Source organism: Priestia sp. FSL W8-0524 (assembly GCF_038005965.1).
Lineage (GTDB): Bacteria > Bacillota > Bacilli > Bacillales > Bacillaceae_H > Priestia > Priestia zanthoxyli.
The window spans coordinates 1,605,343-1,627,285 of sequence record NZ_JBBOUG010000001.1; the positions used below are offsets into that span (position 1 = coordinate 1,605,343).

The following is a 21,943-nucleotide window of genomic DNA, read 5'->3' on the forward strand; positions in this document are numbered from 1 at the left end:
TATTTTGTGAATAATGATTCTCCATTATATTATGAGAAATTTAGGATAAGCTACCAGTAGTAAATTTACCGGAGAGAAGGAGTGGTTACCATGAATAAGTCAGACTCAATTTCTGTTTTTCAGCTGATCCTTCTTTCGATGACGTTTATTGGCTTAAAAACTCATGTGATGCTTATATCTCCATTAATTAAAACGGCAGGGCGCGATGCTTGGATCACTGTTCTTCTTACTTGTCTTTTAACACTCATATGGGTTCCTTTACTCGTATATGTAAATAAAAAAACAAACGGCGAACATCTTTTTCAATGGATGAAAAAACATATGAATAAGTCATTTACCAACGTTGTTATTTTTCTTATAATCGCTTATTTGACCATTATGGAAATTGCCACCTTACGAGAGACGATTACGTGGATCAATATTATTTTTCTTCAGCGAACACCTTTAATTATACTCGTTTTATTATTTGGTTTTACCTGTTGCTTACTTGCCGCTACGAGCATGAGAACGATTAGTATTGTAAACGTGTTTCTTTTATTTTTTATTGTACTATTAGGTTTTTTTGTTTCTTTTACAAACTTTCAATTTAAAGATTATTCTTTATTGCAGCCTGTTTTAGAAAATGGCTATTTTCCGGTTATTAAAAGTATTGTATTTCAAGGATCAGGGATGGTAGAGCTGCTGCTGCTGCTTTTCTTGCAGCACAAAGTACCACAGCCTATACGCTATAAGCATTTAGCGGTGGCAGGAATTCTCTTAACGGGCCTTACAATTGGGCCTCTTATTGGGGCAATTACTGAATTTGGTCCTGTAGAAGCCTCTAAGCAACGTTTCCCTCCCTATGAAGAATGGGGAATTGCATCGCTTGGAAAGTTTATAGAGCATATCGACTTTTTATCTATTTATCAGTGGCTGTCGGGTACCTTCATCCGTATTTCGACCTTTCTTTTTATTATGAAAGAATTAGTTCCATTTCAAAAAGGCCACAAAAGGTTTCTTTTACTCATTTTAGTGGTTATCACTGTATGCACGCTGGCTCCTATAACAGACTTTACTTTTTCAAATCTTTTATTTTTTACAATCATACCGGCTACTTTCTGGCTGTTTGTTGCTTTTTCTCTTTTCTTAGTAGTCATAGTCTTTCTAATTTCTCATAAAACAAGGAGGGGTAAAAGTGGAATTTTTTAAGAAGCAAAAAGACTACAGCTCTAAAAAACAAGAGAGCGAAAGTCTTTTAAAAGGAAGTTCTTCTCGTTCTCAGATCATCAATGAGCGTACGTTAAGAGATTTATTTGGAAAATGCGGCGATATTAACTTCGAGACCGTTTATTTTTATAACAAACGAGTGCTTATGATTTATTGTACCGGTTTAGTGAGTACGGAAATGCTATATGGAATGATCCCTAAAAGATTAGAGGAATGCTGCGCTAAGTTAGAGGGGGAAGTAGAAGGAGACCAGATCATAAAATTATTAAACCTTCCCTCAGTTTCTATCGTTCAAAATGAAGAACAGGCAGTTTCGGAAATTTTTTCTGGGAAATTATTCATTGATTTTGGATTACCGAATGCTGTTGTGTCTATCGATATTTCTGACCGTCCTCAAAGAAGTCCAGAAGAAACGAAAAATGAAGTAACCATATTGGGCCCTAGAGATAATTTTATTGAAGACTTACCTGTGAATATTGCTTTAATTCGTAAGCGTCTTAAATCGGTTTCCTTGTTAACAAAATCTTTAGAAATTGGAAAACGAACAAAAACAAAAGTAAGCATTTTATACATGGAAGACGTAGCTGATAAGAAGATACTTGACGAAATTATGGAGAAGTTAGGGAATATCGATATCGACGGTATTTTCAGCGGAACACAGCTAGAAGAGCTCATTAATAAAAATCCGTATAGCTTTTTTCCTCGCCACGCTTATACAGGGAGACCTGATTTTGCGGTTCAATCTCTGTTAAATGGCCGGTTCATTATATTAATTGATGGCACTTCATATGCGTATGTTACACCTATTAACCTTTTTTACTTATTAAAAGGATCTGAGGATAAAGAAAATACATATTTATACAGCTCTTTTGAGCGTATTCTTCGAATCTTCGGGCTTTCTATCGCTGCTTTTTTGCCCGGTTTTTGGGTTGCAATGACGGCTTTTCATCAAAATCAGCTTCCTCTCAGCTTATTAGCTACGATTGTTGAAGCAAGAAGAGGTGTCCCGTTTCCTACCTCTCTTGAAGCAATATTAATGCTCCTTTTATTTGAATTGTTTCGAGAGGCAGGGTTTAGACTCCCGACTTCTGTCGGGCAGACACTCAGTGTAATCGGAGGGCTTATTATCGGTGATGCAGCCATTAGAGCCGGTTTAACAAGTCCTGCCATGCTGGTTGTCATTGCAGGCTCTACGATTGCTACCTTTACGCTAGCAAATCAGTCCCTTATAGGAACAATTTCACTGATCCGCTTTTTTAGTATTATCTGTGTTAGCATTTTAGGTTTTTTTGGCTTTTTTATTTCCATCTTTTTAGTCATGATCTATATTACAAACATTCGAACGTTTGGTGTGCCATATTTCGAATTAGCAACCCGATTAGATGCGAAAAATATTTTAAAATCTCTCTTCCGCCTGCCCGAAAGTAAAAAAGCAACGAGAGCTAGTATGCTTAACCCCAGCGATTCCACCCGCGAAGAAGGAGGAAGTTAGTGAAAAGGACCATAAGGAACTTACTTATACTTGCTATGAGCTCTTTTTTATTGTTTCTTTCGGGGTGCTGGGATACGAATGAACCGGAACAAATGGTATACGCACAGGGAATGGGGGTAGATTTTAAAGATAATCGTTACGTTCTTTACCTGCAGACAATCAATTTAAGTTTATTGGCAAAATCTGAGGCAAGCGGTGCTGGCGCGGGTCAAGTCAAAGTAGAAGTTGGCTACGCAACAGGAAAAACCATTGATGAAGCTATTTTTAGATATTATCAAATTTCTCAGCGCAGAATCTTTTTTGGGCACTTAGCTTTCCTTGTTCTAACGGACGATGCGTTAAAGCATGGTGCTGTCAAATCTGCGGTGGACTTTTTAGATCGTTATCGGGAAACGAGATATAACATTTGGATGTATGCTACGAAAAGCCCTTTGAAAAAAACGCTGTTAGCTACGCCGATGTTCGAAGTATCGAATGCTCTTTCTCGCTTGAGCGATCCTAAAGTGATTTTCAAGCAAAACTCCTTTATTCCACCAGTTGATTTAAGAGAGCTCATTATCCATCTTAATGAACCAAGTCACGAAGTAAACATCCCTCTAGTTCAGACTAAAGAACATTTAACAACGGATCAAAAAAGTGAAACAGCTATTCAAGTAAACGGAGCAGTGGCTATTACATCATCTGAATTAAAAGGAGTTTTTTCTGAAAATAAAATCAAAGGGCTTAGATGGATAACTGATGAATTTGTACGAGCTGGTTTACGGGTAAGGCTACCTGATCATTCCGATATTGATCTTGTGGTAGACAAGAAAAAAGTAAAGATCGAACCTGTTCTAAAAGGTAGTAATCTAACCTTTAATATAAAAGTTCGGGCAAAAGCAACGATTTTAGTTATGCCGCAGCACGAAAAACTATCAACTATAAAAAAAGAAGCTGAACAGAAAATTAAGAAACAAATTATTGAAACATACGCGCAAGGCTTAAGTATAAACAGCGATGTTTACAGGCTTTCTCATGTTCTTTACAAAAAAGAACTGCGTAAATGGAAAGCTGTTCAAAGCAACGGGGCCATTCCTCTAACAAAAGACTCAATAAACGTGAAGGTCAACGTACAGGTTAAGCACGGAAACAAACAGCGAATAGGTCCGACTATAGATTGAAATACTGAAAACCTGCATTTCTCACCTAATAATGTTAAATCAAAAGTGTAAGAATAGATAAAATAGAAAAGACCGACCTAAAAACAAATCGAATATGGAAAATCAATGACAAATATCTCGAGGTTTGTAAAAGATGCAGCGGATATTATGATGGAAAACGGCTGGATGGAAACACCACCGGCAGCCGTAGATAGAAATCATTTAAACTCCAACTAATTAAATGACTTGCCTTAAAATATGTAAAAGCTCTTAACCTATATAGCTTGAATGAGTAAAAAACACACAAAACAAATCTCCAAATTTTGTGTGTTTTTTATTTGAAGAGAAAAAAGCTGTAAATCCTGTTTTTATATTTGATGATCATTAAACTAAAGCAATTTATGATTACAATTTGTATATGAGCTTAATGTCTCTATGTATAAAAAATGTTATTTATTTGCTGCTCATTATTTTATAGAAATTACTATACATTTATAAGAGATTAAAAAGAAATTAAAGAAATTATAAACATTGCTAAAACTTATATGGACAAACGCCTTCTGCTGACTGAGGTTATAGGGAATGAAGCAATCAAAAAAACTGCAGATTACTACAAGAATTTTCACGAAAAAATATAGGATTTTTTTATAACAGCTATATTTTCTACGCAGTCGATCGGAAAATAACGTTTATTTATTGTATTTTTTGTTCATTTAGTTGATTTTTTTCATGAAAACGAAAATCATTATCATTTAAAGAGATTTATTATAGCTGAGAGACAAATATGTTTTAGTAAGTTAAAGAGAAAAGAAGAGTAGGAGGGAAATAGAGTAGAGATGAGGAAAAAAAGGCATAACAAAAAAGAGTATTATAGAGCGTTAATTTTTGCCTGATAATACCCGTTGGCAATTTTGCGGATATACGTAAAGAAGTTTGACTCCATTTCATGCACAAGAGGGCGAAATGCATCCATACTTTCTTCTATGTAAGTTTGTTGTAGGTAACGCTGAACGGACGTTAATGATTTTTCGATTATATCTAAACCGAACTCATGCACAATGGAATGAATATCTTCTTTTTTAATAGAATAATGGCCAAAAGATTTAAAGAAATTCTTAAACTGAGCAAATGCATGCTCTCCACGGATTTTTTCGATTTCTTTTTGTTTTTTACTATCATGAGCACCAGTTAAATTGAAACTTAAAATAAAACCATCCTTGATTTTTTCAATAATCGATTTTCTTGGCTGCTTTTCTTCTAATAATGTTTTGACACAATCATCTTTTTCTAGTACATCGATACGGAAAATTTTACTTAATTTACTAGCCATTTCTTTAATAGCAGCTTTATAGCCAATGTATTTCGGAAGAATATGTTTTACCTCGGTGTAAGATAAAAGGGCTTCTGAATCTTTCTTTACGTTTACATCAGATTCGTATACATACAAAGCACGTAAAGCCAGGCGCAGCATGTTAATATTTTTGATAGCCAGCAATTGATAAATCACTTCCATTGAAACAGAAGTGTAACCACCTTTTGAAGTATATGTATTGTGATCTTTATCAAGCATTTCCGGAGTATATGATATGTTTTGAGCATCAGCAGCTTCTTTTATATGTAAATCTAAAAAATCCTCTAAATAGTTGTTTAAAGAAACTTGAATATAGTCTCCCCATAAACGATCCCAGCGAATGATGTCATAGTCTTCTAAAAGCTTATTATTATTTTGAACGGTCCGAACGGAACATTGGATTGTATTAGCCAGTTCTTGCTCAGAAATAATTGAAATATGACCTTGGCTGTTACATTTGGCTACGTAAGCTAAAATTTGCTTCATCAGAGAACCCGTCCACTTTATGTTTACAAAGTTTTTTGCTAGACCAAATGAATGTTTTTCATAGTAATAGCTGTTGTCTCGTTTCGTCTCTCTATTTAAACCACTCATGACAATCAGCAGCTTGTTTGCTATCAGAGTGTGCCGTTTTAGTGCCAGCTTTTGTATACTCATGTAGTTACCTCCTTTCCAAAACTATATACGTCATCTTTTACAGTATAGACACAGTCATATAGGCTGTAAAATGACATATTTGCACGGAAAAATGGTGCATTTTTTTAAAAGACTAGTGATACCAAGGGACGAGACATCTATTTACAAGGTGACATATTTGCACGGAGATGTGGAGCAAAAATAGCGTTACATTTCATAAACGTTGATAAAACAGCATTCTTAAGACAAATGTCGTATTATGACGGATGAAATACACGTAATGTGACAAATTCAAAAAAAATTTTGATGTAAAAATGACATATTTGCACGGAGAATAGGAGCAAAAATGATAAAAATAAAGATTTGGGCAACAAAGTGACACATTTGCACGGAAAATAGGGACATAAAACAAAAAAATGCCCTTTTTTAGACACAGAAAGTTCACATTTTTACAAAGAATAAATGAACATTTGCAGAAAAAATCGCGCTTTTTTAAAAAAGTGGCATGTTTGCACGGAAATCTAGAGCAAAAAACACTTTTGCACGGAGATTTGGAGCAAAAAATGCAGAAAACGAAGGGGGAAAGTCGCTGTCTCAAGAAAAATTATGTAAAAGTGGCATATTTGCACGGAAGATTGGAGCCAAACTTATAGTAAATACAGTATAGAAAGAAAAACGACACTTTTGCACGGGAACCTGGAGCAAAAATTAGTTATAACACTTCTTTTAGACACAAAAAGTTCACAAAATGATAGGGAAGGTGAAGTTTAATAACTATATCAGCAGGGGAAATAGTATGTTTATATGGAGAATTGGAGCAAAAAAACACTTTTGCACGGAAATGTGGAGCAAAAAATGCAGTAACTAATGGTAGGCAGATAAAAAGAATGCTCTTATAAAGATCATAAGAGCATTCTTTTTTTAGCCTATAGAACTTGTTACGTTTTGATAGATAGAAAGGGGAGCATATTCGTAATCACCGGCTAATAAGTCTTTTACTTCACTTTCTCCCACAGGAATAAAGGTGATCTGAAACACTTGGCCCACTCTTTTATAAGATTGGACAGCTAGTTTTTGTTCGACTAGCTCATCTAAGGCTGTTTCAATTTCGACAAGGTTTTCTTTTTTGCGTCTTTTTCGAAAGCGGACTCTTGTCGAAAAATATAAATAATCTCTTGTGACATTGTATGAAGATTTTGTTTCATAGCAAATGAGACGCTCTTTTTGCATAACGAATAGCAAATGGTAAGCGGCGTCTAAACTTAATTTTTCTACTTTATTTTTGTAAATACGCACCGTTTGGCGTTGAATATAGTCTCTATATATCACTTCATTGACGTGAATTTCAGCAATTCGCGTTCCGTTTGGCATCGTAGTAATATCCACAAAGTCAAAAATACCATAGGCAATTGTCTTATTATGCTGTACTTTTGACATGCTGTAGTGCTTCATTTTTGTAATTCTTTCTTCTATCATCTGATAGTTGCGCTTACTGTCTGTTTTATAAAGTGCTTTCACAAGGTCACCAATCTTTACATTAATGATTTTTTGTGTAGCGAACAACTCGTCGCGTTGGCTCATGATCTCTAAAAACACTTTATAATCAAACCGATCTAAATCACTAATTTTATTTCCATTTTCTTCAGCGTATTCTTTTTCTATTAACAATTCGTAATCTGTCCCGTCTTCAGAGTTATAAGTACTTAAGAAATATTCTTTTCCTTCTTTCTCTAATAGGGGTTGCTCGACGAGAAGCTTTGCTCTTGAGTTAGAGAAAAAAGGGTTCTCTACAGTTGAAAAAGGGCTTTCAATAATACTATGGTTTCCGTTTTGGAAGCTAGGGTCCAGTATAGTCAGCCCAATAATAATAGATATATCCGTATGAATTGCTTTTTCTCGCTGCGTTTTGGTTTTTTGATGAATATAAGGATAATCAGTTAAGAAGAAGCTATCTTCTTGACTCCATTCACGTAGGATATCAATTCGTTTATTAATGACTTCTTCCGGAGACGGTATGTTTTCAAACTGTTTGCAAAAGAGTTCTTTTCCGTTTGTTTTATAATAAGCTGTTAGCGCTCTGTATTCCCCAATCAGCTCTTTATTCTTCTTGGGCTTTTTTTGCTCATAGTCGCGTATAGCAGCATCTAACCACCTGCGTTTCGTACGATTGAGAAAGTCTTTTTTTAAAATTCTCAACGCTTCGTTTACATCTTTATTTTCAAAGTGCTGCTGATAAAGAGGGAGGATGGTGCTCTCTAAATCACCTTTTATACTTTCGTTATAAACAGATAAGAGGCGTAATTTAGATACTCTATCAATGACTTCGCGTATGAGTAAAGATGAATAATCCATACACATCTAACCTCCTTAATCTTAAGTTAGTCATTTTAATTCTTAGTTGGATAGTAGCTTTAAATCTATTGTAATGCACGAAAGTTCGATGCCACAAACAAAAGGCGGCTACTATCTATAGTCTATTTTTCATTATACACGTGCAAAGGGGGCGAAGGGGGAGATTTTCTTATTTTCTTTTTTCGCAATCCAAATTTGGTCATGAAGTATATACATTTGCTGTGTAGCTTATGTAAGAAGGATAACTCTGTTCGCAAGACTGCTAATTCTGCTGCGGAGTTTACTGGATGAATAGCAAGCAATTTAAAATAAAAGGATATCAGCGGTTAAAAGAGAATACTTTCTAAAACTACTAAACATACCCTGGAGGTCATGAATGAACCCTATATTAAATGAAGTAGGCACGATTTTTATTCCTGTAGAAGATATACAAAAAGCACGAGACTGGTATTGTGACGTGCTAGGTTTGCCGGCAGATGGAGACATTTTATATGATCATTTATATGTGATACCTATGAATGGAACAGGAATTGTATTAGATAGCAAAACTTATTCAAAAAATACGCTTTTTAAAACACCGGCTTTTCATTTGAATACAAACGATATCAAAGAAGCTTATGAGTATATGAAACAGAAAAAAGTAGAGCTAACGACAGGAATTGAACACGATCACTGGTTTATATTTAAAGATCCAGATGGAAATCATCTTATGGTGTGTGAATGCTGAACCTATGGAATAATAAAAGGACCTTCAAGAGAAGGTCCTTTTATTGTATTGCCTTTGCATTTTATAACTTGATAGATTTGTTTCTGAATTGAATCATTCTTACAATATTTATCACAATTGTTTTTGTTACAGCATAAGCCGGAATCGCTAAGATCATTCCGAGTATTCCTGCAATATTACCCGCAACAAGCAATAAAATAATAATCGTTAAAGGATGAGTGTTTAATTTCTTTCCAATTACCAGCGGAGAAATAATGTTCCCATCGAGCTGTTGAACGATTACGACGACGATAATTACTAATATCGCTTTTGTAGGAGAGTATAATAAGCCTACGATTAAAGCGGGTGCTACGCCAATAAAAGGGCCGACGTACGGGATAATATTAGTAAGGGCTCCTATTAGTGCGAGTATTAATGCATAAGGCAACCCAATGATGAGGTAACCAATGAATGTACTAATACCGACAAACAAACAAACGAGCATTTGGCCTTGAATATAAGTAGCTAGCGTATTTGTTGTTTCTTTCATTGTACGCAACGTTTCTTTTCGATAAGAAGCAGGAACCATACGCAGCGTATTTTTACGAAGTTTATGGCTGTCTTTGAGCATATAAAAAAGAATGAAAGGAACGGTTACAACCGTAAGTGTAATATTTGTTACGACGCTTAAAACAGATGAAATACTGTTTGTGAGATTCGTAGGTAAAGTAGACGCGTAGTTTAAAAGTGACTCTTCAATATGATCGAGCGACACATATTTTTGTTCAACGAGCCAGTTAAACCATCTTGAGTTAGATAAATCATTTATGTACTCTCTCGTTTCTACAATGTAAGACGGAATATTCTTAGCCAAATCAGTTAATTGTTTAGATAAGGTAGGTCCCACACCGCCCACAATAGAAGCAATTACGCCGATAAAAACAACGTATAATAGTAAAATGGCCAGTGTTTTTGGCACTTTTTTTCTTGTGAGAAATGACACAATTGGTTCGAATAAAAAGAAAAGAAAACCAGCTACAAGAATAGGGAAAAACAAAGTGGAGATAAACACACCGATTGGTAGAAAAACAAACGAAATATGTTTACAAATGTAAATCAGTAAAGCAATCATTAATAGTTCTAATGTCCAAAAATGCAGTTTCGATTTAAACAAAAAGTTACCCTCTTTCTTTACTATTTTTTACTATCATACATCAAAAAAGAAACCCACTGCACGTTAAAAGTGGGCTTTTTTAGTCTGTATAACTTTCATTTAAATAAAAATTAGGCTTTTTCCTCTTTATCTTCAGTAGTATCCTCTGGAGTTTTTTTGTCGTCATCCTGTATAATTCCTTCTGCTGCATTTTTAAATTCTCGCAGGGAATGTCCAAATGCTCGTCCTATGTCCGGCAATTTACTTGGTCCAAATACAATTAAGGCAGTAATCCCGATTACGACCATGCTTGTGGCTCCTGGCATGATATCCTCTCCTTTAAAAGCAATGAATATATGAAAATTAAAAAGAGATAGTAAATAAAGTGCATGTTTATACTATTCACTTTTCTCTTTAAAATTCCTTTATTTTAAATGATACGAAAACAAGGTGGAGCGGCTATGTATAATTTAAATGCTAGTAGTGATATTTTGCATATGAAATTTATTATAGCATTAAAGACAGCCGTTCGCCTTATTACTCTTGTATAAGCCCTATGTGAAAAAACTTGCTTTAATTCTTATGGAAACATGTCATAAATCCTGTTTTTTAAAATGAAGAATCAGTATATGAAAACAAGAAAAGAAAAAAAACGAAAAAATATAAAGATAAATTGTTGTAAAATTTAGAAATAAGTAATAGAATTAAATAAAATGTTAACGTTAACATTTTTGTTGTTGAAGATTATATCTTATTAAAATAGTTATCTATAAATAAGATTATTTATCCTCATATAAAATTTTGTTAACGTTAACAAAAAAGTAAAGGAGTAGGTAGAAATGAAACAGTTTATGGATGACCATTTTTTATTAACAAATGAAACAGCAGCACACTTGTATAATACTTACGCAAAAGATATGCCGATTATTGATTATCATTGCCACTTAAACCCGCAGGAAGTTTATGAGAATAAACAGTTTAAAACGTTAACTAACGTTTGGCTAGATGGAGATCACTATAAATGGAGACTGATGAGAGCGAACGGAATTGAAGAAGAAAAGATAACAGGATCAGCGAGTGACTATGAAAAATTTCTCGCGTGGGCTAAAACAGTTCCGATGACGATTGGGAATCCACTATATCATTGGACGCATCTAGAGTTAAAGCGTTTTTTTAATATTGATGAGATATTAAATGAACAGACGGCACCGTTTATTTGGGAAAAAGCAAACGAGAAATTACGCAGCGGTAAGTTTGGTGCAAGAGATCTTATTACACGTTCTAACGTAAAAGTTATCTGTACAACGGATGACCCAACAGATTCATTAGAGTATCATATGAAACTAAGAGATGTCCAAGGTTTTGAGACCCAAGTACTTCCAAGTTTTCGTCCGGATAAAGGGCTTGAAATCAACCAAGAAGGGTTTAAGAGCTGGATTGCAAAGTTGCAAGATTGTTCAAACCGCTCCATTCACACCTATGATGATTTGTTAAAAGCTCTTGAAAGTCGAGCTCGTTTTTTCCATTCCATGGGAGGGCGTTTATCTGATCACGCACTAAATAAAATGGTATATACGAAGACTTCGAAAGAAGAAGTTTCGGAGATTTTCTTAAAAGCCTTAAAAGGTGAAGGCGTAAGTACTGAAGAAGAAAGTAAATACAAGTCATATACGTTAATCCTTTTAGGGAAGCTGTATAATGAGCTAGGTTGGGCAATGCAATTTCACCTTCATGCTCTTAGAAACAATAACACCAAAATGTTTCGTCAGTTAGGTCCAGATACAGGGTATGACTCGATGTATGACGGACAAGTGGCAGAGCCTCTCGTACAGCTTCTTGATCAAATGGACGTACAAAATAGTTTGCCAAAGACGATTTTATATTCGTTAAATCCAAAAGATAATTATGTATTAGCAAGTATAATTGGCAGCTTTCAAGGAGACGGTATTCCTGGCAAGCTGCAGCTTGGTACGGCTTGGTGGTTTAATGATCAACGAGAAGGTATGTTAGAACAAATGAAAGCGTTATCAAATGTTGGGTTGTTTAGTCGGTTTATCGGTATGTTGACAGATTCTCGAAGTTTTCTTTCATATACAAGGCATGAATATTTCAGAAGACTAGTATGCAGCTTAATTGGTACGTGGGTGGAAGAAGGGGAAGTACCTAATGACCAGCAGCTGCTTGAGCAAATTGTAAAAGGAATATGTTATGAAAATGCTAAAGACTACTTTAGCTTCCCAGCCTATACGCTGCAAAAATAAAGGCGCAAAATAGTTTAAAGAATTGCAAGGGGAGAAGGGGGATTACCATGAGTGTTGTGGCAACAGAAAGAAAGGTTGAAATAAAAGTAGAAAAGAAAAATCTTAGTGTGAAAGAAAAAATATCTTATGGTATGGGTGATTTTGGTAACGGTTTCATGTTTGATTTAGGGCAGCTTTACTTGTTGAAGTTCTTTACAGATGTGGCAGGCATCCCTGCCGCGGCTGCGGGAGGGATTTTTCTAGTAAGTAAGTTATTTGCAGCAGTTTGTGATCCCATTGTTGGTTCGTCCATTGATTACCGAAAAAACATCGGAGCTAAAGGGAAATTCCGGCCGTATTTACTATTCGGAAGTATGGTGTTAGCCATTTTAACCGTACTCACGTTTATTTCGCCAAATCTTTCACCGGCGGGTAAATTAATTTATGCGTACGCTTCTTATATGATTTGGGGAATTGGCTATTCATTTGTCAATATTCCATACGGATCGCTAGGCGCATCCATGACTCAAAATACTTCTGATCGCACGTCTCTTGCTGCTTTTCGTCAAACAGGATCATTAGGTGCACTGTTTGTAACCAGCATTGCTGTTGTACCGCTCATTCTGTTATTTCCAAATGAAAAAATCGGTTATCCCGTTGTTATGGGAATTATGTCGGTCATTGGAATCATCGCTTTTTATGTATGCTATCGCAATTGCAAAGAACGCATTGTCGTAAAAGAGAGTCCAAAAGAAAAACTATCAGTCAAGTCTATTTTTAAAACGTTTGTAAGTAACAAACCTCTTTTAATTTTAGTGTTTATGACGGTATTTACCATTTCAGCTTACAATATTAAATCAGCTATGCTTATTTACTTTGCACAGTATAATTTAGGAAATGTTAAATTGATGGCTTACATGAACTTTATTATTATTGGTTCATCCTTTCTAGGAGTCATTATGCTGCCAAAGCTTGTTAGCCGATTTGGAAAAAAGCAAGCTGCAATGATTGGCTTAGGAATCAGTATTGCAGCGGACACAGTAAATTTCTTTATGCCTTCTAACGTCGTAATTTTTACGATTTTAGCAAGTATTGCTTTTATAGGTATCAGCATTCCTAACGGGATTACATGGGCATTTGTATCAGATATTATTGATTATGGTGAATGGAAAACAGGCGAAAGAAAAGAAGGCACAACGTATTCATTGTTCAACTTTTCTCGAAAGCTTGCTCAGTCGCTATCCGGCTTCTTATCAGGTATTGGTTTAGGGTTAGTTGGGTATATCCCAAACGTGGCACAAAAGGCAGGTACATTAGTGGGAATTAAAAGTTTGCTGTTACTATATCCTGCTATTGCTTTATCCATTGCTGCAGTGATTATTGGTTTTATGTATAAGCTAACGGATAAGAAACACGCGGAGATTGTCCAAGATATTCATGCTAGGTCTTAGTCAAAACTGTCATAACATTCACCATTTGCTTATTATTCCTACTAACTTGTGATATCCTTATAATAAAAATCGATACTGATTCATTAAAGGAAGGTAAATGAAATGGGTGTTACAATTAAGGATATTGCAAAACTAGCAAACGTATCACATACAACGGTTTCACGTGCATTAAACAATAGTCCGCTTATTAAAGAAAAAACAAAAAAGAAAATTTTAGAGATTGCAAATACGCTTAACTATATTCCTGATTATCATGCGAAAAATTTAGTGCTTCAAAAATCTCATACAATTGGATTGTTTTTTACGAGCATGGCAAACGGTACGTCACCAAGTTTTTTAGTAGATAGTATTAGAGGGGTAAGTAAAGTAATTGATGTTCAGTATAATTTATTTGTAAGAGGCATTGACGATTATGATGATTATACGTACATCAACAATAAACGCTTTGATGCGATTATTTTAATGAGTCAAAGCGACCGTGATAACACTTTTATATATAACGTAGTAGAAAAAGGCATCCCGTTGATTGTGCTCAACCGTCAAGTTGACGATTCATCGATTATTAATATTTTGTCAAATGACAAAGAAGGAGCCTACAAAGCCGGCGAATATTTGATTGAATTAGGTCACAGGCATATTGCAATCATAGAAGGAATAGAAGGTTTTAAATCAACTCAACAGCGTAAGGAAGGATTTCTTAACTCGTTAATTGATCACAATGTTTCCATTCGCCAAGAGTATATGATTCAAGGAAATTACGATATGCAAAGCGGATATGAAGGAATGAAAGCACTGTTAAGGTTAAAGCAGCCGCCTACTGCTGTTTTTTGTTCAAATGATGATATGGCAATCGGTGCTATGAACGCCGCATTCGAGTCTGGGCTAAACGTACCGAGTGATATCTCAATTATTGGATTTGATGATATTGAATTAGCCAAATACACCACTCCTTCACTCACAACCGTTAAAAGACCAATCGAGAAAATCAGCATGACCGGAGCAGAAGCAGTTTTATCATTAATGGACAAAGATGACAAAAAGATGCTGCAAAATAAAGTTTTAATTAATACCGAATTAATGGTTCGCCAGTCTGTAAAGTCACGCTCATCTATGTAGCCGGTTATTTAGTATAACCGGCCCAAAAATGTTAACGTTAACATTTTTAAGAAATAAAACAATATAAAAAGCTATAAAAATAACAATGTTAATGTGTGCAAAGAAGGAGATGCTAACATGAAGTTAAACCGTCAGATGCAAGCTAACACACGTATATACCCAGAAAAAGTACTGCAGTTTGGAGAAGGCGTATTTCTAAGAGGGTTTGCTGATTGGCAAATTCATCAAATGAACAAACACACTGCATTTAAAGGCAGTATAGTAGCTGTCAATCCGAGAATTACGGGAAATGCAGGTAAATTGAATGAGCAAGACGGTTTGTTTACGGTTTCTCTTCAAGGAATTCAAGACGGTAAAGCAGTCAAAGAACATGAAGTAATTGAATCTATTAGCCGCGGTCTAAATCCATATGAAGATTATGAGGCGTATATGCAATTAGCGGAGAAAGAAGAGCTAAGATTTCTTATTTCTAATACAACAGAAGCAGGTATCGCATTTTTAGAAGAAGACCGCTTGGAACATGCACCGCAAACGAGTTTTCCTGGTAAAGTTACGGCATTTCTATATAAGCGGTTTCAAGCTTTTCAAGGAGATCCAACAAAGGGACTTATTATCCTTCCTTGTGAATTAGTGGAGCGAAACGGGGATTTGTTAAAGAAAATGGTATTGCGCTATGCCGACAAATGGAATTTAGAGAAAAAGTTTACCGAATGGATACACGAAGCAAATGCTTTTTGCTGCACGCTTGTTGACCGAATTGTGCCAGGTTATCCAAACGATGAAAATCTGCTCAATGAACTGAGTTATGAAGATGAGTTTTTTGTGATCGCAGAGCCATTTTACTTATGGGTTATTGAGGGACCTGAGTGGGTAAAAGAAGAGTTTCCCGCGGAAGAAGCTGGTTTACATGTGAAATTTGTGGACGACATTGCACCATATGCGCTGCAGAAAGTCAGAATTTTAAATGGGATTCATACTGCTATGATGCCTGTTGCGTATTTAGCGGAACTAAATACGGTCAGAGAAGCAGTCGAAGATGATGTAATCGGAACGTTTATTCGAAAGTGTCTGTATGAAGAAATTATTCCTAGTTTACCAGTTTCGGAAGAAGAGTCTTTGCCAGTTGCTAAATCTGCATTAGAACGCTTTCAAAATCCGTTTATCCACCACGCATTAATGAGCATCTCTTTGAACAGCATGACAAAGTTTAAAACGCGAAACATCCCAACTCTTAAAGAGTACGTTGAAAAGCAAGGAGCGCTGCCGGCTTTGCTTACATTTTCTCTCAGTGCCCTCATTTCTTTTTATAAAGGAAAAAGAGAAGGAGAAAAAATTGAACTATCAGATGACCCTGCAGTTCTAGAAATGTATGAATCTCTTTGGAATACGTTTGACGGTACTGAAAAAAGCATTTCTTACATTGTAAAAGAAGTACTGGGATGTAAAGAGCATTGGGGAGAGAATTTAAATACGATTCCTAGCTTAACAGAAGCCGTAACAAATGGAGTCTTAGCCATTGAAACTCTCGGAATGAAACAGGCAATAAAAGAAATTCTCTATGTAACCGCAACTAAACAGTAAGAGGTGAAGCATATGAAAGAAGTAATTCGTATTCATGAGGAAGATAATGTAGCAGTAGCTTTACGAGATTTTTTAGCACAAGAGAACCTTATGGTTGATGGAAAAGAAATTTCTCTAAAAGAAGAAGTGAAACGGGGCCATAAAATAGCTCTTACGCCAATTTCAGCGGGCGGCAACATTATAAAATATGGTTTTCCAATCGGGCATGCGACGCACTCTATTTCACCTGGTGAATGGGTACATACGCATAACACAAAAACAAATTTAAATAATGTTAACGAATATGAATTTCATCAAAAGTTAGCAGCTCCTAAAGAAAAAAAACAATCGCTAACGTTTAAAGGATATCGCCGCAAAAACGGAGACATTGGAATTAGAAATGAGCTTTGGATTATTCCAACGGTAGGGTGCGTAAATGGTATAGCCGAACAAATGATTAAACAGTTTCAAAAAGAAATAGGTGATATCTCGCCTTTTGAACATGTAACCGTTTTAAAACACAATTACGGATGTTCTCAGCTCGGTGATGATCACCTTAATACAAGAACCATGCTTACGAGAATGGTACAGCATCCAAATGCTGGAGGCGTATTAGTATTAGGGCTTGGATGTGAGAATAATAGCTTAACAGAATTTAAACAAGCGCTAGGTACAATTGATGAAAGCAGAGTGAAGTTTTTACAATCTCAAGACGTCGAGGATGAAATTGAGGCAGGAGTCACTTTGTTAAAAGAAATTTATGCTGCTGCTAAAGATGATAAAAGAGAAGACGTTGATATTTCCAGGCTGAAAGTAGGTCTTAAATGCGGTGGGTCAGATGGATTATCTGGTATTACAGCAAATCCGCTGCTCGGTAAATTCTCTGACTGGCTCATTGCTCAAGGAGGCACAACAGTTTTAACAGAAGTACCTGAAATGTTTGGTGCAGAAACCCTGCTAATGGAAAGAGCTGTTGATGAACAAACATTTGATAAAATTGTTCATCTGGTTAATGACTTTAAAACGTATTTTCTCAATCATAAACAGCCGGTGTATGAAAATCCTTCTCCCGGCAATAAAGCAGGCGGCATTACAACGTTAGAAGATAAATCACTTGGCTGTACTCAAAAAGCAGGCACGGCCCCAGTCGTAGACGTGTTAAATTACGGAGATCGCTTACAAACTAACGGTTTAAATTTACTAAGTGCTCCTGGAAATGATTTAGTTGCCTCAACTGCTTTAGCGGCTTCAGGGTGTCATATTGTACTGTTTACAACGGGACGAGGAACGCCGTTTGGAACGTTTGTGCCCACCATAAAAATTTCTACAAACACCGCTCTTTATAACAAGAAGCCGCACTGGATTGATTTTAATGGAGGGGTACTGGTTGAAGGTGACACAGAAGAAGCTACGTTAGAAAGCTTTATTGAGTACATGATCGGGGTTTCTAGCGGAGAGCTTGTAAATAACGAAAAAAATGATTTTAAAGAAATGGCCATTTTTAAAACAGGCGTTACTTTATAAATAAGTCGGTTACTAGATTGTTAAACGAAAGGGGAAAAGCTAGTGAAAAAATATGTGCTTTCTTTGTTTGTGATGACTCTGATGCTTATTTTACCGTTTTCTGCCCAAGGAGAAGCTCTTTCAGCAAGTGAAAAAATAACAGCAGTTAAAGAACAAATTCAGCCTCCTTCATTTCCGAACCGTACGTTTAATATTAAGCGGTACGGAGCAGCAGGAGATGGAAAGTCTGATTCAACGGCTGCTTTTAAAAAAGCAATCGAAGCGGCTAACAAAGCAGGAGGAGGGCGCGTTGTTGTTCCACCAGGAACTTATGTTACCGGTGCGATTTATTTAAAAAGCAACGTAAATCTTCATGTAATGAAAAAAGCTACCATTAAGTTTAGTCAAAATCCTGACAAATACTTACCTGCTGTCTTAACAAGATGGGAAGGCGTGGAGCTATATAATTATTCACCGCTTATCTATGCTTATAACGAAAAAAATATTGCGATTACAGGAGAAGGTACGTTAGATGGACAGGGTGATAACGAACATTGGTGGCCCTGGAAAGGAAAAAAGGAGTTTGGATGGAAAGAAGGCGAGCCCAATCAACAGCAAGATCGCGATTTGCTGTTTAAAATGGCAGAAGAGAAAGTTCCTGTTAAAGAGCGCGTATTTGGCAAAGGGCACTATTTGCGACCTAGTTTTATTCAGCCTTATCACAGCAAAAATATCATGATAAAAGGTGTAACCATTTTAAATTCGCCCATGTGGCAAATCAACCCTGTCTTAAGCGAGAACATTTTAATTGATGATGTAAAAATTATAGGTCATGGTCCTAATAATGATGGAGTAGACCCTGAATCGAGTAAAAATGTGCTTATTAAAGATTCTTATTTTGACAATGGAGATGACTGTATTGCGATTAAGTCGGGGCGTAATGCAGATGGAAGAAGAATCAACGTACCAAGTGAAAATATTATTATTGAAGGAAACGAAATGAAAGATGGCCACGGGGGCGTTGTGATCGGCAGCGAAATATCAGGAAGCGTCCGGAACGTATTTGCTCAGCACAATGTTATGGACAGTCCCAATCTAGACCGGGCGCTGCGTATTAAAACAAATTCAGTTCGCGGCGGAACGATTGAAGATATCGACTTTAGCAGCAATACGGTCAAAAGCGTTGGCAGTGAAGTGATTCAAATAGACATGTACTATGAAGAAGGAGACACAGGGAGTTTTACGCCCGTCGTTCGTAATATCAACATAGAAAATTTGCAAAGCAATGGAGGGAAATACGGCTTATGGATTCGAGCCTATGAACGTTCTCCCGTTACAAACCTAACAATTCGTCATTCTAATTTCCAGCATGTTGCAACCCCATTGTTAATGGAGAATGTAAAGAACCCTGTGTTTGAAGAGTTTTGTATAAATGGAAGCTGCATGAATACAAATCCGTAAAAGGGCGTGTTCATAATCAGCTGCAAGTAAGAGGTAGAACAAACGTATTTTAGCCCAAGAAGTATCCGCACAATGAATCGAGATTATCGATTCATTGTGCGGTCTTTTTTTTTTGTTGTGATGGTGAACGTAGGATCAATGTGTTAATAATGGTAAAAACCTGCTCTGGAATTTTTACTATTTTATAGATAAGTCAAATGACTCTTACTAATTGATAGATAACATGTATGAAAGAAATGACTTTTGAAGATTGTTTTCTAAGCAATTTATTACCTAAATGTGGATGTGGGAAGTGTGAGGGAAGATATATAAAAGAATTATAAAAACATTTGTCTTTGTAAGCGTTTTATTCTTTATTTTAATAAAGAGCAAAAAAAGGATGTTTTTCTCTAAATTTTTACCATTGAATATTTTGAATAAAGTTCATAAAATAAACTTGTAAGCGTTTTAAAAGATTAGAAAGTATGTATCTTAAAAGTTGAATAGAGAATTATTTATGAAGATAGGAAATGTGATTTTTTTGCTTTTGATCACCGTTTCCAAGAATACCTTAACAAGTAACAGGAAAACGTTCATTTAATGAAATAAAGAAATAGATAGGAGTAGAGAAAAATGTACATCGGCGTCGATTATTACCCTGAACATTGGCCAGAGAATATGATAGAAGAAGATATCCAAGGTATTAAAGAGTTAGGATCAAATATGGTGAGAATAGGGGAGTTCGCTTGGCATCTTATGGAGCCTAAAGAAGGGCAATATGACTTTTCTTTTTTTGATAGCGTTATCAATAAGCTTAAAAAACAGAATATTGACGTTATGTTTGGTACCCCTACTGCCACTTTTCCGGCTTGGCTTGCGAAGCAGCATCCTTCTATTTTATCAAAAGATGAAAATGGGGCGGTCAGAGCATTTGGAGGAAGACGTCAATATTGTTTTAATTCTCCTCTTTACCGGCAGTATAGCGCTCAGATTACAGAACAACTAGTAAAGCACTACTGCTCAGAAGAAGCAATCGTAGCATGGCAAGTTGACAATGAATTTGGCCATGAAGGCAGTGATATGTGTTACTGCGAACAATGTCATAAAGAGTTTCAGCAGTTTTTGGAAAGAAAATATAAAGATATTAATGAGTTAAATGAAAAGTATGGCACTATTTTCTGGGGACAAACGTATAACGACTTTACCGAAGTGCCTATGCCTGTAAAAACAATTACGACACACAGCCCTTCGTTAAAGCTAGACTGGGCCCGCTTTCGCTCTTTTTCGTTAAACAGATACGCTCACGAACAAACAGCGATTGTGAAGAAATATAAAGGTGATCACCAGCTGTTGACCACGAACGTATCAGGAGGCTTTTTTGATAAATGGTTCGATCATGAAGAAAACCTAGAAGTAATGGACTTTGTATCCTATGATAATTATCCGGTATGGGGCGGTCAAACAGAGCCGATTACCCCGGCTCATATTGCACTAGGTCATGATTTTAATAGAGGCTTGTTACATAAAAATTTCTGGATTGTAGAGGAATTAATGGGTGCTCAAGGTCATGATATCATCGGTTATCTACCGCGACCTAATCAGGCAAAAATGTGGTCTTATCAAGCTTTTGCTCATGGATGCACGAATATGCTGTATTTTCGCTGGCGCGGAATGACAAGAGGAGCTGAGCAATACTGCTACGGAATTGTAGGTCACGATAATCACTATGGAAAACGTTACAAAGAAGTTCAGTCGTTATTTAGTGAAATCGTTCATTACGAACATGTGCTTGAGTCTGATATTAAATCGGAGATTGCCGTTTTATATGACTATGAAAATATATGGTCATGGCGTTTTCAGCAGCAAAGTGAAGGGTTTGACTTTACGCAAGAGCTTCTTAGAGGGTATACACCGTTTTATAAGTTGAATACACCTATTGATGTTATTCCTGCTACAAGAGATTTTTCAAGCTATAAAGTACTGGTTGTTCCGGCTTTGCAAATCATTGATAAAGAACTAGGTAAAAGATTTACTGAATTTACTGAAAACGGAGGCGTCATCGTTTTTACGTTTAGAACCGGCATTAAAGACAAACAAAATAATATTCACTTTAAACAGACGCTGCCCGGATATGTAAAAGAAATAACAGGGATTGAAATTCATGAAGTGGAAGCACTGTCTTCTACTCAAAAAGCAGCTATTAAAGGAAAAGGACCGTATGAAGGAGAACAAGCAAGTGCGTCCGTGTGGAGAGACATTATCACACCTGTAACAGCTGAAGTGCTGTATGAGTATGATGATCCATTCTATAATCAAGCGGCTGTAACAAAAAATCAGTTTGGTCGCGGGACGGTCTATTATGTAGGCTGTGGAATTGAAGGGCAAACGTTTGAAAAAATGGCGCTTGATATTGTAAAACAGCAGCAGATTGAGCATACGGAAAGTGAAGATGGAGTTGAAGTATATCCTCGCAAGCTTGGAGAGACAAGTTATTACTTCCTTATGAACCATACGCCAGAAGTAAAAGTATTTAAAGATATTGTTCTGCAGCCTTACGAAAGTCGAGTTGTAGAAAACATGTAGTAGCAACAGGACACT

At 36.1% G+C, this 21,943-nt stretch carries 16 protein-coding genes; 12 read left to right on the plus strand and 4 right to left on the minus strand.

Annotation, left to right across the window (positions count from 1 at the left end; translation table 11 throughout):
• Positions 1-90: 90 nt before the first annotated feature.
• From NST66_RS08015 to NST66_RS08030, 4 genes are all read left to right on the plus strand, one after another.
• The gene (locus tag NST66_RS08015; protein WP_047751154.1) at positions 91-1,188 is read left to right on the plus strand and encodes a GerAB/ArcD/ProY family transporter; all 1,098 of its coding nucleotides are present in this window, start codon (positions 91-93) and stop codon (positions 1,186-1,188) included.
• Positions 1,175-2,698, plus strand: coding sequence for a spore germination protein (locus tag NST66_RS08020; protein ID WP_311265306.1), 1,524 nt, complete (start codon positions 1,175-1,177; stop codon positions 2,696-2,698). The genes NST66_RS08015 and NST66_RS08020 overlap by 14 nt, the downstream gene beginning before the upstream one ends.
• Positions 2,698-3,858, plus strand: a complete 1,161-nt coding sequence (locus NST66_RS08025) for a Ger(x)C family spore germination protein (protein ID WP_223546525.1) — start codon at positions 2,698-2,700, stop codon at positions 3,856-3,858. The genes NST66_RS08020 and NST66_RS08025 overlap by 1 nt, the downstream gene beginning before the upstream one ends.
• An 87-nt stretch (positions 3,859-3,945) precedes the next feature.
• Entirely contained in the window at positions 3,946-4,074 is a 129-nt protein-coding gene (locus NST66_RS08030; RefSeq protein ID WP_323874009.1) for a DUF3231 family protein, read from the plus strand.
• A 631-nt stretch (positions 4,075-4,705) separates the two neighbouring features.
• Here NST66_RS08030 and NST66_RS08035 read toward each other — a convergent pair.
• Complete coding sequence (locus NST66_RS08035; protein WP_047751148.1) at positions 4,706-5,845, minus strand: hypothetical protein; 1,140 nt, start codon at positions 5,843-5,845, stop codon at positions 4,706-4,708.
• A 900-nt stretch (positions 5,846-6,745) separates the two neighbouring features.
• On the minus strand, positions 6,746-8,176 hold the full coding sequence (locus NST66_RS08040; RefSeq protein ID WP_028413700.1) for a hypothetical protein: 1,431 nt from the start codon (positions 8,174-8,176) through the stop codon (positions 6,746-6,748).
• A 376-nt stretch (positions 8,177-8,552) separates the two neighbouring features.
• Between NST66_RS08040 and NST66_RS08045 the strand changes: the two genes are divergently transcribed.
• Entirely contained in the window at positions 8,553-8,903 is a 351-nt protein-coding gene (locus tag NST66_RS08045) for a VOC family protein (protein WP_028413699.1), read from the plus strand.
• A 61-nt stretch (positions 8,904-8,964) separates the two neighbouring features.
• Here the strand turns inward: NST66_RS08045 and NST66_RS08050 are convergent, their stop codons facing one another.
• Positions 8,965-10,056, minus strand: coding sequence for an AI-2E family transporter (locus NST66_RS08050; RefSeq protein WP_025751972.1), 1,092 nt, complete (start codon positions 10,054-10,056; stop codon positions 8,965-8,967).
• 110 nt (positions 10,057-10,166) lie between these two features.
• Positions 10,167-10,361 carry a twin-arginine translocase TatA/TatE family subunit gene (locus tag NST66_RS08055; RefSeq protein ID WP_033578725.1) on the minus strand — a complete coding sequence of 65 codons (195 nt, stop codon included), beginning with the start codon at positions 10,359-10,361 and terminating at the stop codon, positions 10,167-10,169.
• Positions 10,362-10,874: 513 nt separating this feature from the next.
• On the opposite strand from NST66_RS08055, the gene uxaC reads away from it, so the two are divergent.
• From uxaC to NST66_RS08090, 7 genes are all read left to right on the plus strand, one after another.
• The gene (gene uxaC / locus NST66_RS08060; protein WP_340843255.1) at positions 10,875-12,296 is read left to right on the plus strand and encodes a glucuronate isomerase; all 1,422 of its coding nucleotides are present in this window, start codon (positions 10,875-10,877) and stop codon (positions 12,294-12,296) included.
• Between the two features lie 47 nt (positions 12,297-12,343).
• A complete protein-coding gene (locus tag NST66_RS08065) occupies positions 12,344-13,726 on the plus strand; it encodes a glycoside-pentoside-hexuronide (GPH):cation symporter (protein WP_028413697.1) in 1,383 nt (460 codons plus the stop codon).
• A 102-nt stretch (positions 13,727-13,828) separates the two neighbouring features.
• Positions 13,829-14,842 carry a LacI family DNA-binding transcriptional regulator gene (locus NST66_RS08070; protein WP_028413696.1) on the plus strand — a complete coding sequence of 338 codons (1,014 nt, stop codon included), beginning with the start codon at positions 13,829-13,831 and terminating at the stop codon, positions 14,840-14,842.
• 117 nt (positions 14,843-14,959) lie between these two features.
• Positions 14,960-16,423, plus strand: coding sequence for a tagaturonate reductase (locus tag NST66_RS08075; protein WP_340843256.1), 1,464 nt, complete (start codon positions 14,960-14,962; stop codon positions 16,421-16,423).
• Between the two features lie 12 nt (positions 16,424-16,435).
• A complete protein-coding gene (locus NST66_RS08080) occupies positions 16,436-17,926 on the plus strand; it encodes a UxaA family hydrolase (RefSeq protein WP_034264545.1) in 1,491 nt (496 codons plus the stop codon).
• Positions 17,927-17,968: 42 nt separating this feature from the next.
• Positions 17,969-19,366, plus strand: a complete 1,398-nt coding sequence (locus NST66_RS08085) for a glycoside hydrolase family 28 protein (protein WP_328153053.1) — start codon at positions 17,969-17,971, stop codon at positions 19,364-19,366.
• A gap of 612 nt (positions 19,367-19,978) precedes the next feature.
• Positions 19,979-21,928, plus strand: a complete 1,950-nt coding sequence (locus NST66_RS08090; RefSeq protein ID WP_182028680.1) for a beta-galactosidase — start codon at positions 19,979-19,981, stop codon at positions 21,926-21,928.
• Positions 21,929-21,943: the final 15 nt, after the last annotated feature.